Below are 13474 nucleotides of genomic sequence, written 5' to 3' on the forward strand. Positions count from 1 at the left end.
AGTTTAAGAGTATGAACATTATCCTGAACGGCGAAAACACCGAAGTCGGCGAAACCGCCAGTATCCAGGCCCTGATCGAGCGCCTGGAGCTGACCGGCCGTCGTATTGCCGTGGAGGTCAACGAGGAGATCGTGCCCCGCAGTGAGCATGAGTCACACCAGCTTGCGCCCGGAGACCAGGTCGAGATCGTGCACGCCATAGGCGGCGGCTGACCCCGTAGGAGCGGCCATGGCCGCGATCCTGCCCCCTGATCCCATGATCCAGACGAGAGACACCATGACCAACGAATCCCCGCAGGACACCCCCCTCACCATAGACGGCACCACCTACAGCTCCCGCCTGCTGGTGGGTACCGGTAAATACGGCAGCTGGGAGCAGGCGCGGGATGCCATTGAGGCCAGTGGGTCGCAGATGGTGACCATGGCGGTCCGCCGCACCAACCTGGGCCAGAACCCGGATGAGCCGAGTCTTCTCGATATTGTCTCGCCGGAGAAGTATACGCTGCTGCCGAACACGGCGGGTTGTTACTCGGCGAGGGACGCGGTGCGCACCTGTAAGCTGGCGCGCGAGCTTCTGGATGGGCACAACCTGGTGAAGCTGGAGGTTCTGGGTGATGAGAAGACCCTGTACCCGGACGTCACCGAGACCCTGAAAGCGGCGGAACAGCTGATTGATGATGGCTTCCGGGTCATGGTCTATACCAACGACGATCCCCTGATTGCCCTCAAGCTCGAGCGCATGGGGTGCATAGCTGTGATGCCATTGGGTGCCCCCATCGGATCCGGGCTGGGCATCCAGAACCGCTACAACATCCGCACCATCGTGGAGAACGCCAGTGTGCCCATCCTGGTGGATGCCGGCGTGGGCACGGCCTCGGATGCCAGTCTGGCGATGGAGCTGGGCTGCGACGGCGTGCTGATGAACACCGCCATCGCGGAAGCAAAAGACCCGGTGCGGATGGCGGGCGCCATGCGCAAGGCGATTGAGGCAGGGCGCGATGCCTACATGGCCGGGCGCATGCCGAAGCGGGCCTACGCCAGCGCCTCATCGCCGCTGGACGGGACCTTTTTCTGATGACGGCTTCCCCGGGGCTGGATACACCGCTGCCGCTGCCCTGCGGCTCTGTACTGCCCAATCGTCTTGCCAAAGCCGCCATGACCGAAGGCGTGGCGGATCAACACCTGCATGCCACGGAACGCCATCAACGACTCTACGGGCGCTGGTCGGACGGTGGTGCAGGCCTGCTGATCACCGGTAACGTAATGATCGACCGGCGGGTTCTGGAGCGCCCGGGCAATGTGGCGATTGACCCGGTGCCGGCCGAGGGCGAGCCGGCCGGGATGGAGGCGCTGCGCGCCTGGGCGCGGGAGGGCACACGCAACGGCAACCACCTCTGGATGCAGATCTCGCACGCAGGGCGCCAGTCACCGCGTTACGTGACCAGTGAGCCGGTTGGCCCTTCTGAGGTGCAGCTGGAGTTGATGGGCAACTACGCGCGGCCGCGGGCACTGACCGATCCGAAGATCCTCGATTTCATCGAACGCTTCGGGAGCGTGGCGCGGACCGCAAAGGCGGCGGGCTTTACCGGCGTCCAGATCCATGGGGCGCACGGGTATCTGCTCTCCTCGTTCCTTTCCCCGGTGACCAACCAGCGCGCGGACCGTTGGGGCGGCTCGCTTGAAAACCGGGCACGGTTCCTTCTGGAAGCAGTTCGCTCGGCCCGCGAGGCGGTGGGGCCGGACTTTCCGGTGGCCGTGAAGCTGAACTCGGACGACTTCCGCAAAGGCGGGTTCAACCACGAGGAGTGCCTGCGGGTGGTGCAGTGGCTCAATGATGAAGGCATCGACCTGCTGGAGATCTCCGGCGGCACTTACGAGCAGCCGCGCCTTCTGGGCCACAGTGGCGATGCCGACACGGCGAGCGAGCCGGGCGCGGTCCGGGCCAGTACCCGTGCGCGGGAGGCCTACTTCCTGGAGTATGCTGAGGCGATCCGTAAGGTCTGTCGGTGTCCGCTGATGGTCACTGGCGGCTTCCGTACCCGCAGCCTGATGGAAGAAGCCCTGGCCAGTGGCGAGCTGGACGTGATCGGGCTCGGGCGGCCCCTTTGCACGGACCCGGATACCCCGAAAGAGCTGATCGGGAAGCGGATTGACCAGGCCGTGAACCACGAGGCCCGCCTGCGCCTGGCCAACACCGGCTGGTTCTCCCCGGCAAGCCCGCTGATGCCCCTGAAGATGATCAACGTCCTCGGCGCCCAGGCCTGGTACTACCAGCAGATCTTTCATCTGGCGGACGGCGAACCGGTGGACCTGAACCTGAGCGTGCTCGGGGCCTTTGCGCGTTACTTCGGGGACGAGCTGAGTACGGCGTTTTGGCTCAGGCGTAGCGGATGACCTATACGACCTGGTCCCGGCCGTTATCCTTGGCCTCGTAAAGATGCCTGTCGGCTTCCTGGATCATCGCCTCAACGCTCGGGGATGCCTTGCTATAGGTGCTGACACCAATACTCAGAGTCAGGTGAATAGGGCCGGCCTGGGTGTGGATTGGCTCGTGGGCGATCAGGCTGCGCAGCCGCTCCGCCATCTGGCGTCCGGAGTCATTGCCTGTCTCGGGTAACAGCACCGAAAATTCCTCGCCGCCGATCCGGGCGGCCGTGTCCGATTTACGCAGCATGCCCTGGCAGCGTTCGGCAAACGCCTGGATGACTTCATCCCCGGTGCTGTGGCCGTACTGGTCATTGATCCGCTTGAAATGGTCCATGTCGATCATCAGCAGGCTCAGCGGCCGCCCGTGGCGTATGGCCCGTTCCACTTCCTTCTCCGCCTGCTCGAGGAAGTGCCGGCGGTTGGGGAGGGTGCTCAGTTCATCATGGGTGGCGAGGTACCGCAGCTGTTCCTCAAGCCGGCGCCGCTCGTTGATTTCGGCCTCCAGGTCGAGGCGGATCTGCTTATTCTGGGTGATATCCGTCTGGATCGAGTTAAAGCCATACAGCTCGCCGTCTGAATCGAATTCAGGCTGGCAGGAGATGCGCAGCCAGTAGTAGGCGCCGCCTTTTGTGTAATTCAGAACCTCGCAGGAAAAGCCCTGCTGGCGGGCCAGGCAGTCGCGCATGTAGGCAATGGTTTGTGGATCCGTTTCCGGGCCCTGTAGGAGGTCACCGGGCTCGTGGCCCCGCGCCTCCTCCAGGCTGTAACCGCTGAGGGTTTCAAAGGCGCTGTTGGCCCAGTTGATGCGGCCGTTACTGTCCGTCATCAGTATGAGTTCCTGGGTGTTTTCCAGTACCCAGGCCAGCCGCTGGTTGTGCATCCGCTGTTGCTGGTTCTCCGTGATGTCACGGAATATCCCGAACAGATACCTTGTATTGGAAGCCGGGCTGCTCTTGAGTTCACCCAGCGTCTCCACCCAGCGGACGTCTCCATCCACGCGGACGATGCGCGCATCGAAAGACAGCGGCTTGCCCGTCTCGATGGTTTCGTTGATCAATGCCTCAACACGATCACGATCGTTCGGGTGGTAGAAACTGAGAGCATTGTCCACGGTAGGGGGAATCGCGTTGGGCGACATCCCGTGCAGGAGGAACACTTCTTCAGACCAGAAGAGCGTGTTGTCATTGAGCCTTATATACCAGTGCCCGGATTGGGCGACCTTATGGCTCAGTCTCAGAATATCTTCGTTCTGCAGCAACGTATCTCTGATCGTTTCAGGTTGGTGTCTGCGCGAGATCCCTTCACATTCATTGTTCAGTCTAGCAGTTTCATCTTCAGAGGCAGCCCGTTGAGCTATTCGCGGTTGTCGTGGGCCACCCGAGCAATAGTGTGGATGGGGTTTGTCATGCTTGCTTTTGCTGGGTGAGTCTTGTCTGAGCTTATCACATGCCCGGGTGGCAGGCCGCGATGCCTTTACTGTTGAGGTGAGAATCGTTATTGTTTGCGAAATTGGTTGGGATAGAGGGAAACGTGATGCGTAAGCGTTTTACGGCAGTTACCGGAGCACTGGCACTGGCCGTGTCTGTTGGCTTCGCCTCCACCAGTGCTTTGGCCAGTGGTGAGATTGGTGAGCATGTCCAGAACCTCAAGAGCAATCTAGGCACCTATGAACAGGATGTTGGTCGGTTCACTGACCGCCTTGACACCATGGCGGCAGCCTATGCCGAGAACGGCCCGGACGCCGTGGAAACGGATCAGCTCATTGAGCTCTGGGAAGAGGTAAAGCTGCACGCGGCGGTGGAGGTGACCTATGTGCCGGTCTATGCCTCCATCTGGCAGGGCATCTATGGCTTCAAGGAAGCTGTGGACAATGACAGCGGCATTGAGCGTGTCCGCGCGGAGCAGGCAGCTCTGGAAGCCGCGCTGTGGCAGGGTCTGGGCGCCGTGAAGATGGCTTCAAAGCATCAGGCATCCGGTGGTTCCAATAAGGGTCAGGAGGCTGATTCCGCGGGAGGTGACCCGGTTGACCGGATCATCACCAACCTGGAGAAGGTCACCGTGGAGCACGCTGAAGGTGAGACCGAAGAGGCCACTGAGCTGGTGCATGACACCTACATGGAGATCTTCGAGGGTATTGAGGGGGCACTGATCGAGCAGGACGCGGAACTGGTTGAGTCGCTGGAGAAGGACTTCAACGTGACGCTGCCCCAGCAGTTGGAGAAAGGCGCGCCTGTCTCTGAGGTGACCGCTCAGGTTGATGCCATGAAAGAGAAGCTCAGCCGGGCACAGGAGCTGCTTCAGAAAGCCGAAGAGAGTCAGGGCGATGTGTTCTGATGTGACCCGAAGGGATGTGGTGCGCGCTCTGGGCGCGCTCGGTATTATGGGCGCTCTTCCTCTGCCCGGCCTGGCAGCCGGCAGGGGCGGGGCGCCCTTTTCCGTTGAGTCGCTGCCAGCGCTTGAGGGGGAGCTGACGCTCTATCTGGGGCGTGGCGAAGGCGGCCTCTATGAGGATGTCATCAATGCCATCCGGGATCGCAACCCGGGGCTCTCTCTGCAGGTGCGCCGCGGCCCCACGGTGGCGCTGGCAAACACCATTGTGGCAGAGGCCGAAGCCGGGGTGCGGCAGGCGGATCTGTTCTGGGCTGTGGATTCCGGATCCCTGGGGCTGGTCAGTGATGCCGGCCTTGCCCAGCCCGTTCCCGAGGCACTTGGTGCCGGGCTGAGAGAGGGGTTTCGCTACGATAACTGGGTGCCTGTCTCCGGTCGGATCAGAACACTGCCCTTCAACAGTGATCGTCTGAGCCTGGAGCAGATTCCCGAAGACATCATGGCACTGCCGGAAACGGACCTCAGCGTTGGCTGGGCACCCGCCTATGGCTCGTTCCAGTCCTTCATCACCGCCATGCGGCTGCTCGAGGGCGAAAAAGCCACGCGCGAGTGGCTCCTGGGCATGAAAGCCCGGGCCCGCCAGTACGCGGGTGAGTTCGGTGTCGTTATGGGTGTTTCCCGGGGGGAAGTGGATCTGGGGCTGGCCAACCACTACTACACTCTTCGACTGCTGTCCGGCCAGCCGGACGCCCCGGTCGCCCTGGCCATGACCCGTGATGACGCCGGTTCACTGCTGAATGCCTCCGGCGCCATGGCACTGTCGGAACGCCCCGTGGCCATGGACTTCATCCGCTATCTGCTGACCACCGAGGTCCAGTCCTATCTGGCGCGTGAGGCGTATGAGATTCCGATGGTCAGTGGTGTGGAACTGCCTGAGGGGCTGCCGTCGGAGGATCGCATCCAGCCGCCCGAGCTTGAGCTGACCCGCCTTGCGGACATGCGTCCGACGCTGGACCTGATGCGTGATGCCGGAGTGTTATGAGGCCTTGGCCGGTCTCCTATGTGCTGGCCGCACCCGTTGCCATACTGGCGGTGCTGCCGTTGCTGGTCCTGCTGGACCTGGGTGTCGGGGCGGACACCCTGTGGGACCCCCACTGGCTGGACGTTCTGGGGCAGTCACTGGCGCTGGCCGGGCTGACGGTTGTCGGGTCGCTCCTTCTTGGTGTGCCTCTGGCGGTCATGAGCGCCTATGTCAGGCTTCCCCTGCGTGGTCTATGGTTGCCTCTTCTGGCGGCACCACTGGCGATGCCGAGCTACATCGGTGCCTTCACGTTCTATGCGGCCTTCGGGCCCGGGGGCGAGATTGAGCAGCTGACAGGCATTCCGACACCGGAACTCCGCGGTCTTACCGGAGCGGCCGTCGTGATGTCGCTCTACACCTTCCCCTTTGTACTGCTGACCACCCGGGCGTCCCTGCGGGGGCTGGATGCCAGCGTCCTGGATGCGGCGCGTACGCTGGGGCTGTCGCTGCCGCAGGCCCTGTGGCGGGCGGTTCTGCCCCGGGTGCGCCGGGGCATTGCGGCGGGCGCGCTGCTGGCGGCGCTCTACACGCTCTCGGATTTCGGTACGCCGGCCATCATGGGCGTGGACACGTTCACCCGTGTGATCTTTGTTGAATACAATGCCTTTGGTCTCAGCCAGGCCGCGATGCTCTCATTGCACCTGCTGGTGATTGTGGGTCTGATCCTGTTTCTGGAAAGCCGCTTCGGAACAGAGCAGGAACGACCCGGCCGCACGCTGGTTGTGACCCCCGGTACCCTCTCCGGAGCTGGTATGATGGGACTGGCGGTGCTGGTCTTTGCTCTGGCTGTGGGGCTGCCTCTGGCACTTTTCGGTATCTGGATCGCGCGTGATGGTCTGGCCGGCTTTGACCCCATGACGGCGGTCAACTCGGCCTGGGCAGCCGCCCTGGCGGCACTCGGCGCGGTTCTGCTGGCGCTGCCGGTCGCGTATGCGGCGCTTGCAGGGCCTGCGGGCCGCGTCATGGACAGGCTGACCTACTTCGGTTTCGGGGTGCCTGGCATCGTCATGGGTACGGCTCTGGTCCATCTCGGGCTCAGGGTGCCGGTGCTTTACCAGACCCTGTTCCTCCTGGTGCTGGCCTACATGCTGCGGTTCCTGCCGTTGGCGGTGGGCGCGGTGCGCTCCACGGCGGAGCGGGTGGACGACAACATGACCCACGCCGCCCGCCTTCTGGGGGCCTCCCGCTGGGAAGCGTTCCGCCGCGTGAGCCTGCCGCTGACGCTGCGGGGTGTGGTTGCCGGAGGGGCGCTGGTATTTCTGGAGGCGATGCGCGAGTTGCCCGCAACACTGATGCTGCGCCCGACTGGGTTCGACACCCTGGCCACGGAGCTCTGGCGCGTCTATGAGGCTGGGTACTTCGGCCGTGCCGGCGTTCCGGGCCTGCTTCTGGTGGTGATCTCAGGGGTGGCGCTGGTGTTGATGGTCAGTGGTGAGCGGGGCCTGAAAGCGGGCCTTGCAGAGAATAAGGGGTAATCATGCTGGATGTTCGCAACCTGAGCCTTGCCTACGGCCAGACACCGGTACTGGCGGATCTGTCTTTCAGTCTGGGCGCGGACGAGATCCTGATGCTCGTGGGGCCGACCGGCTGTGGCAAGACCACGGTGCTGCGTACACTCGCTGGGCTGGTGCGCCCGGATGCCGGGGAGATCGTGCTCGGGGATCAGCGGATTACACCGAAGCGGGACGTGCCGCCGGAGAAACGGCGGGTCGGGATGGTATTCCAGGACTTCGCGCTGTTTCCCCACCTCAGCGTCATCGACAATGTCGCCTTCCGTCTCAGCGATCGCGGGCCCGCCCATGAGTGGCTGGAGCGGCTTGGGCTCACAGCGCTGGCCGATGCCATGCCGGAGCGCCTTTCCGGCGGGCAGAAACAGCGTGTCGCCCTGGCCCGGGCACTGGCCCACAAGCCCCAGCTGATGCTTCTGGATGAGCCGCTGTCCAATCTGGACGCCGCCCTCAAGGACACTCTTCGGTGGGATATCCGTACGGCCCTCAAGGAGGCCGGAGTGCCGGCGCTCTGGGTGACCCATGATCAGGAGGAGGCACTTTCGGTTGGGGACCGCCTGGGGGTTCTCAATAACGGCCGCCTGGAACAGCTCGATACCCCGGAGCAGTGCTTCAGCCAGCCAACAAGCCGGTTCGCCGCCCAGTTCCTGGGAGAGGCGGCTTTCGTGCGTGGGCACCGGGACGGGCCTGTAGTGGCGACGCCGCTTGGCAGCGCCACCGCCATCACCCAGGGCGCCAGTGGTGAGAAAGTAGACCTGATGGTACGCCCTGATGATCTGACGGTGGTGCCCTCACGGGACGGTAACGGCGTGGTTGAGTGGCGCCGGTATGAGGGCGAGACACGGCTTTACGCTATCCGAGTCTGCGATGGCGAGGCCCTGCGGGTGCGGACCAACCATGAGCTGGATCTGGCTGTGGGCGCGCCGGTGCATCTGCGGATCAGTTCTGAGCACCCTCTCGCCGCGTTCACGCCAGAACCAGCGGCCTGATGCCGTTCAGTCTGGCTCCGGAAGCAGGGGCTTGAGGCTGGCGTGGATGCCGGGTGCGGTGATGATGATATCCCGCCCCCACAGATCCTCTGGATAGCCCTCCGGTACTTCCGAGAAGTGACCACAGGTGGCGCCGGCTTCCAGCGCGATCAGCCGGGCTGCGGCGAAGTCCCAGGGGCTGACGCTCTCGTAGTAACCATCCAGCCGGCCACAGGCCACCCAGCAGATGTCCACGGCTGCGGAGCCGATGCGCCGGATGTCACGGCACTCGGTGAGCACCCTTTCCAGGCGCCGGATCAGGGTCGGAATCTCATCCTTACCGTAGGGGAAGCCGGTGGCGATCAGGCTCTGGCGCAGGTTGGTGGCGCCGGAGACCTCAATCGGCATGCGGTTGAGCAGCGCCCCCTGACCATGGGTTGCCATGAAGGTTTCCTGCTGGAAGGGGCAGTGGACCACGCCGGTCCGGACCCGCCCCTTTTCGGCGTAGGCGATGGACACCGCCACCTGGCCATGGCCGTAGGCGTAGTTCACCGTTCCGTCGATGGGGTCAACGATCCACAGCGGTGTATCAAGGTTCTCCGCCTGTGTCAGGTCGGGCATGGCTTCCTCGGAGAGGATGCGGTGACCGGGGTAGGCGTTACGAATGCGCTGAGCGATGAACTCGTCCGCCTTGATGTCCGCCTGGGTCACCAGTTCGGTGGCATCCTTATAATTGTGCTCCATGCTGCCCTGACGGCGCTCCTGGATGATGAGCTCACCGGCCTGGATGGCTGTTTCCTCGGCGAATTCGGTAATGGCGTTCAGGTCGTCATGCATTGAGGTGCGGCCCCTCTGGTAGGATATGGCGGATTGGGTCGGTCTGCCGCGTAGTGTACTCCGGCCCCCGGTATGGCCACAAAACGGAAACCCTATGCATCTGATTCTAGGCCTTGTTCTTACCGTCCTGCTCTTCCTGCTGCTGCGCCAGTGGGCGCGCCTGGATCCGGCGGAAAAGCGCAAGGGGCTGTTCTGGGGCGTAGCCGTGGCGGTGGGCGCCCTCTGTACGCTGCTGGTGGTCACCGGGCGGCTGCATGTGATCGGAGGGCTGCTGGCGGCACTCGTGCCCTTTGCGCATCGTGGCTGGCGCGCCTTCCAGCTCTGGCTTCTGTGGCGCCGTATCCGTAATGCCGGGGGCGGCGCGGATAGCGGGCAGGAGTATGACAGTGGCCAGCAGGCGCCGCCCAGCTCGGGCCGTATGGATCCGGAGCAGGCACGGGATGTTCTCAATCTGCCCGTGGATGCCGGCCGGGATGAGATCGTGAAGGCGCACCGGCGGCTGATCCAGAAGGTGCATCCGGACCACGGTGGCAGTGATGAGCTGGCTGCAAGGGTGAATGAGGCCAAGGAGGTGCTGCTGAAGACCCTGCGGTAAAGCGGGTTTCCGGCGGTACTCAGCGGGCCGGAAGTACGTTCACCTTTACTTCCCAGAGTCGGCTGCCTTTTGACTGTGTACTGTAGACCCGGCTGCCCTTCTGATCCCGGATACTCCGGCGCTCCTCACCCAGCTCCACCCATTCGCCGGGGTTTACCCGGCGGATGGTCACCACACCGGCCGTTTTGTAATCCGGCTGGCCCGGTACGGGCTCGTTGCGGATGGCGGTGATGTGCAGCTCCACCTGGTTCTCGCTGAGCACCGTGGGGCGCACAAGGAAGCCGCTGGTCATGTCCACTTCCTCAAGAATCACCATCGGGTTCCTGCCACCACGCGCCGCCACGGGCAGCCGCGCGATACGACCGGACGAGATCTGTGCGATCTGCTGGTCCTGGACCACCAGTGAGCGCGTCGAGTCCTTCCGGGTACTGTAGACACGGCTGCTGCCACGGTTGTCGTCCTCACCCGATGCCATCTTCCGGTGGCGCAGGGAGAGGCGTACCTGGCGTACGGGCTGGTCGATCTGCTTGAGCAGGGTCTTGATCTCGGCGAGCTGTTCGGGCTCAGCGCGCACCATCAGGGTCTGTCCGTCCGGCGAGAGTTTTATGTCATCCCCGTAGAGGTTGCGGAGCTGGGGGACTACCGTCTGAGCCCGCCGGTTCTCCAGTTCAAACACATGGCTTTCCGGAGCGGCGAATGCGGCCGGTATGGCCAGCAGCAGTGACAGACAGGCCAGAATAAGGTTGCGGTTGACTGGTTTCATGATATTCCATGGAATGCCATCTATGCTCAGGGTATCGCACCGGCAACAGGTGCGCGACCGTTTCACGCTCAGGATAGCATCCTGCTAACGAGGGAGTGCCGTTATGACGGTGACCATCACTGCGCCCCGGGAGACACGGGCCAACGAGAAGCGGGTGGCCGTGGTACCCGCGGTGGCGCCCAAGCTGGAAAAGCTGGGGACTGAGATCCGTATCCAGAAGGGGGCTGGTGAAGCGGCCCGGATTCCGGACGAGGCCTATGAGAATGCCGGCATCCATGTAGGGAAGCTGGAGCTGGGCAAGGCGGATATCGTGCTCAGCGTTCAGGCCCCCAGCCCGTCCGAGATCCGGAAGATGAAAAAGGGCAGTATCCTTCTGTCCTTTGTCTACGCGCACCGGGATCCCAAGGTCGTGGAAGCACTGGTGGAGCAGGAGGTTACCTGTTTTGCCATGGATCGGGTGCCGCGCATCACGCGCGCTCAGGCCATGGACGCGCTCTCCACCCAGGCCGCCTTGGCGGGCTATTACGGCGGGCTTCTGGCGGCAACCAACCTGCATCGTATCCTGCCCATGATGACCACGGCGGTGGGGTCCATCCGTCCGGCCAAGGTGTTGGTCATCGGTGCCGGTGTCGCAGGGTTGCAGGCCATTGCTACCGCGCGGCGCCTGGGAGCCATGGTGGAAGGCTATGACGTGCGCAGCGAGGCCGCGGAGCAGGTGGAATCGCTGGGCGCGAAGTTCGTGGACACCGGCGTCTCCGCGACTGGCGAGGGCGGTTATGCCCGGGAACTAACCGATGAGGAGAAAGCCCGGGCGGCGGAAGTGGTGACACGCCATGTCCAGAACGCGGATGCGGTGATCACCACCGCGAATATACCGGGGCAGGAAAGCCCGAAGGTGCTCAGTGAGGAACAGATCCGGGGTATGAAACCAGGCGCCGTGATCGTGGATCTGGCGGCCGACGGTGGCGGTAACACGCCGCTGACGCAGCCGGGCGAGACGGTGGAGGAGGGCAGCGTGACCATTGTGGCCCCACTGAACGTGCCCAGTCTGCTGGCCGAGCACGCGTCTGAACTCTACGCCAAGAACCTGCTCAACTTCCTGGGGCTGATCGTCGCTGATGGCGAGATCCAGCTCAACTGGGAAGACGAGGTCATTGCCCGCTCGTGCCTGACGCACGCGGGCGAAATCCGGGACGAAGTGGCGGCTGAAGCCGTCAGGGGGGACTGATCATGGATGCCACCACGGCCATTACCGGCTTTGTTGCGCTCTATATCTTCATGCTGGCGGCCTTCACCGGCTACGAGATCATCGGACGGGTGCCGGCGATCCTGCATACGCCGCTGATGTCCGGCTCCAACTTTGTGCACGGCATTGTGGTGGTGGGCGCCATCTGGGCCCTGCTCAATGCCGCTACACCGCTGGAGCAGACGATCGGTTTCATCGGCGTCCTGCTGGGCGCGGGTAACGCGGCCGGCGGTTACGTGGTAACCGACCGCATGCTCGACATGTTCAAATCCAGTGACCGGCAGGACTGAGGGGCACAATCATGGTGAGTTTCCTGATCGCAGCGGCTTTCTTTGTCGCAACCCTGCTGTTCATCTACGGGCTCAAGCGCATGGCGAGCCCCGTGACCGCACCCTCCGGTATCCGTGTTGCGGGCTGGGGCATGGTGATCGCGGTCGCGGCCGCCTTCCTGTATGCCTTCGACGTACGCCCGGCGGCTTCGGAGCACCTTGGTACCAATTTCCTGCTGGCCCTGGTCGCATTGGGGATCGGTGTGGCCTGGGCCTGGCGCAGTGGCAAGCGCGTCGAGATGACGGGGATGCCGCAGATGGTGGCGCTCTACAACGGCATGGGCGGTGGTGCGGCCGCGGCCATTGCGGCCGTGGAGCTGTATTCCGGTAATGCCCAGCACTACGGTTTCGTGGTGACGGTTCTGGCGCTGGTTGGCGGTCTGATCGGCGCGGTGGCCCTCTCGGGCTCGATCGTCGCCTGGGCCAAGCTGGACGGACGGCTCAAAAGGACCCTGCGTTTCAGCACCCAGCAATTGGTTAATGGTGGGCTGCTGGCGCTGGCCGCGCTGTTTGCGCTCTATGTCCTGATCGTCGGTGCCGGTGGCGTGCCCACCACCGGCATCACGCTCTTTTTCATTGCCGCCCTGGTGCTGGGGGTGCTGCTGACCACGCCCATCGGCGGCGCGGACATGCCGGTGGTCATTTCGCTCTACAATGCCTTCACCGGCCTGGCCGTGGCGTTTGAGGGCTTCGTGCTCCAGAACCCGGCGATGATCATTGCCGGTACCGTGGTGGGGTCCGCCGGCACGCTGCTGACGTTCCTGATGGCGAAGGCCATGAACCGCTCGGTGAGCAACGTCATCTTCTCGAACTTCGGTGAGGAAGACGATGGCTCCGGCGGTATCGAGGGCTCCATGAAATCGGTGGATGCATCGGATGCCGCCATCTCCATGTACTACGGCTCGAAGGTGATCATCGTGCCTGGCTATGGCCTGGCGGTGGCGCAGGCCCAGCACAAGCTTTACGAGTTCGTGAAACTGCTGCAGAAGCAGGGTGTCGAGGTGGCCTTCGCCATCCACCCGGTGGCCGGACGCATGCCGGGGCACATGAACGTACTGCTGGCAGAGGCCGGCATTCCCTATGACATCATCCATGACCTGGAGGACATCAACGAGGAGTTCGCGTTGTCGGATGCGGCCCTGGTGATCGGCGCCAATGACGTGGTGAACCCCGCGGCGCGCACCAACGAGTCCAGCCCCATCTATGGCATGCCCATCCTGAACGTGGACTATGCCCAGCAAGCCTTCGTGGTCAAGCGCGGTCAGGGCAGGGGGTACAGCGGCGTCGAGAACGAGCTCTTCTTCGCGGACAACACCCACATGGTCTATGGCGATGCCCAGAAGGTCATGGTGGAGATGATTGAGGCGGTGAAGTCTCTGGGGTAGCGCCGGAA

General features: G+C 63.4%; 14 protein-coding genes. 11 read left to right on the plus strand and 3 right to left on the minus strand.

Going from position 1 to position 13474, the window contains the following annotated elements; translation table 11 throughout:
* Positions 1-11: 11 nt before the first annotated feature.
* From thiS to GLW01_RS10690, 3 genes are all read left to right on the plus strand, one after another.
* Positions 12-212 carry a sulfur carrier protein ThiS gene (gene thiS, locus GLW01_RS10680; RefSeq protein ID WP_151439914.1) on the plus strand — a complete coding sequence of 67 codons (201 nt, stop codon included), beginning with the start codon at positions 12-14 and terminating at the stop codon, positions 210-212.
* Positions 213-276: 64 nt separating this feature from the next.
* Positions 277-1074 carry a thiazole synthase gene (locus GLW01_RS10685; protein WP_160899099.1) on the plus strand — a complete coding sequence of 266 codons (798 nt, stop codon included), beginning with the start codon at positions 277-279 and terminating at the stop codon, positions 1072-1074.
* Positions 1074-2393 (plus strand): NADH:flavin oxidoreductase/NADH oxidase family protein, encoded by a 1320-nt coding sequence (locus GLW01_RS10690; RefSeq protein WP_160899037.1) that lies wholly within the window; start codon positions 1074-1076, stop codon positions 2391-2393. Before GLW01_RS10685 ends, GLW01_RS10690 begins: the two co-directional genes overlap by 1 nt.
* A gap of 1 nt (position 2394) precedes the next feature.
* On the opposite strand, the gene GLW01_RS10695 is transcribed toward GLW01_RS10690, so the two are convergent.
* A complete protein-coding gene (locus GLW01_RS10695; protein ID WP_160899038.1) occupies positions 2395-3684 on the minus strand; it encodes a sensor domain-containing diguanylate cyclase in 1290 nt (429 codons plus the stop codon).
* 275 nt (positions 3685-3959) lie between these two features.
* Here GLW01_RS10695 and GLW01_RS10700 point away from each other — a divergent pair, with 275 nt between their 5' ends.
* The 4 genes from GLW01_RS10700 to GLW01_RS10715 are packed head-to-tail and all read left to right on the plus strand — an operon-like array spanning position 3960 to position 8332.
* A complete protein-coding gene (locus GLW01_RS10700) occupies positions 3960-4760 on the plus strand; it encodes a hypothetical protein (RefSeq protein ID WP_160899039.1) in 801 nt (266 codons plus the stop codon).
* A 1-nt stretch (position 4761) separates the two neighbouring features.
* Positions 4762-5796: a substrate-binding domain-containing protein gene (locus tag GLW01_RS10705; protein WP_151439918.1), complete on the plus strand. Its 1035-nt coding sequence runs from the start codon at positions 4762-4764 to the stop codon at positions 5794-5796.
* A complete protein-coding gene (locus GLW01_RS10710; protein ID WP_160899040.1) occupies positions 5793-7310 on the plus strand; it encodes an ABC transporter permease in 1518 nt (505 codons plus the stop codon). Before GLW01_RS10705 ends, GLW01_RS10710 begins: the two co-directional genes overlap by 4 nt.
* Positions 7311-7312: 2 nt before the next feature.
* On the plus strand, positions 7313-8332 hold the full coding sequence (locus tag GLW01_RS10715; protein WP_151439920.1) for an ABC transporter ATP-binding protein: 1020 nt from the start codon (positions 7313-7315) through the stop codon (positions 8330-8332).
* A gap of 6 nt (positions 8333-8338) precedes the next feature.
* Here GLW01_RS10715 and GLW01_RS10720 read toward each other — a convergent pair whose 3' ends face one another.
* Positions 8339-9148 carry an inositol monophosphatase family protein gene (locus GLW01_RS10720; protein ID WP_160899041.1) on the minus strand — a complete coding sequence of 270 codons (810 nt, stop codon included), beginning with the start codon at positions 9146-9148 and terminating at the stop codon, positions 8339-8341.
* 94 nt (positions 9149-9242) lie between these two features.
* Here GLW01_RS10720 and GLW01_RS10725 point away from each other — a divergent pair, with 94 nt between their 5' ends.
* Positions 9243-9743, plus strand: coding sequence for a DnaJ domain-containing protein (locus GLW01_RS10725; protein WP_160899042.1), 501 nt, complete (start codon positions 9243-9245; stop codon positions 9741-9743).
* A gap of 19 nt (positions 9744-9762) precedes the next feature.
* On the opposite strand, the gene GLW01_RS10730 is transcribed toward GLW01_RS10725, so the two are convergent.
* Complete coding sequence (locus GLW01_RS10730; protein ID WP_160899043.1) at positions 9763-10506, minus strand: secretin N-terminal domain-containing protein; 744 nt, start codon at positions 10504-10506, stop codon at positions 9763-9765.
* A gap of 103 nt (positions 10507-10609) precedes the next feature.
* On the opposite strand from GLW01_RS10730, the gene GLW01_RS10735 reads away from it, so the two are divergent.
* Genes GLW01_RS10735 through GLW01_RS10745 form a run of 3 tightly spaced genes read left to right on the plus strand, consistent with a single transcriptional unit; the run spans position 10610 to position 13466 of the window.
* The gene (locus GLW01_RS10735) at positions 10610-11734 is read left to right on the plus strand and encodes an NAD(P) transhydrogenase subunit alpha (RefSeq protein ID WP_160899044.1); all 1125 of its coding nucleotides are present in this window, start codon (positions 10610-10612) and stop codon (positions 11732-11734) included.
* 2 nt (positions 11735-11736) lie between these two features.
* Entirely contained in the window at positions 11737-12042 is a 306-nt protein-coding gene (locus tag GLW01_RS10740; RefSeq protein WP_077531660.1) for an NAD(P) transhydrogenase subunit alpha, read from the plus strand.
* 11 nt (positions 12043-12053) lie between these two features.
* Entirely contained in the window at positions 12054-13466 is a 1413-nt protein-coding gene (locus GLW01_RS10745; RefSeq protein WP_160899045.1) for an NAD(P)(+) transhydrogenase (Re/Si-specific) subunit beta, read from the plus strand.
* The last annotated feature ends 8 nt before the right edge of the window (positions 13467-13474 follow it).

Origin of the sequence: Vreelandella halophila (assembly GCF_009856365.1) — a bacterium.
Lineage (GTDB): Bacteria > Pseudomonadota > Gammaproteobacteria > Pseudomonadales > Oleiphilaceae > Halospina > Halospina utahensis_B.

Coding starts and splice junctions, on each gene's coding strand:
- thiS (WP_151439914.1), top strand. CDS start 12: ATGAACATTATCCTGAACGGCGAAAACACCGAAGTCGGCGAAACCGCC.
- GLW01_RS10685 (WP_160899099.1), top strand. CDS start 277: ATGACCAACGAATCCCCGCAGGACACCCCCCTCACCATAGACGGCACC.
- GLW01_RS10690 (WP_160899037.1), top strand. CDS start 1,074: ATGACGGCTTCCCCGGGGCTGGATACACCGCTGCCGCTGCCCTGCGGC.
- GLW01_RS10700 (WP_160899039.1), top strand. CDS start 3,960: ATGCGTAAGCGTTTTACGGCAGTTACCGGAGCACTGGCACTGGCCGTG.
- GLW01_RS10710 (WP_160899040.1), top strand. CDS start 5,793: ATGAGGCCTTGGCCGGTCTCCTATGTGCTGGCCGCACCCGTTGCCATA.
- GLW01_RS10715 (WP_151439920.1), top strand. CDS start 7,313: ATGCTGGATGTTCGCAACCTGAGCCTTGCCTACGGCCAGACACCGGTA.
- GLW01_RS10720 (WP_160899041.1), bottom strand. CDS start 9,148: ATGCATGACGACCTGAACGCCATTACCGAATTCGCCGAGGAAACAGCC.
- GLW01_RS10725 (WP_160899042.1), top strand. CDS start 9,243: ATGCATCTGATTCTAGGCCTTGTTCTTACCGTCCTGCTCTTCCTGCTG.
- GLW01_RS10730 (WP_160899043.1), bottom strand. CDS start 10,506: ATGAAACCAGTCAACCGCAACCTTATTCTGGCCTGTCTGTCACTGCTG.
- GLW01_RS10735 (WP_160899044.1), top strand. CDS start 10,610: ATGACGGTGACCATCACTGCGCCCCGGGAGACACGGGCCAACGAGAAG.
- GLW01_RS10740 (WP_077531660.1), top strand. CDS start 11,737: ATGGATGCCACCACGGCCATTACCGGCTTTGTTGCGCTCTATATCTTC.
- GLW01_RS10745 (WP_160899045.1), top strand. CDS start 12,054: ATGGTGAGTTTCCTGATCGCAGCGGCTTTCTTTGTCGCAACCCTGCTG.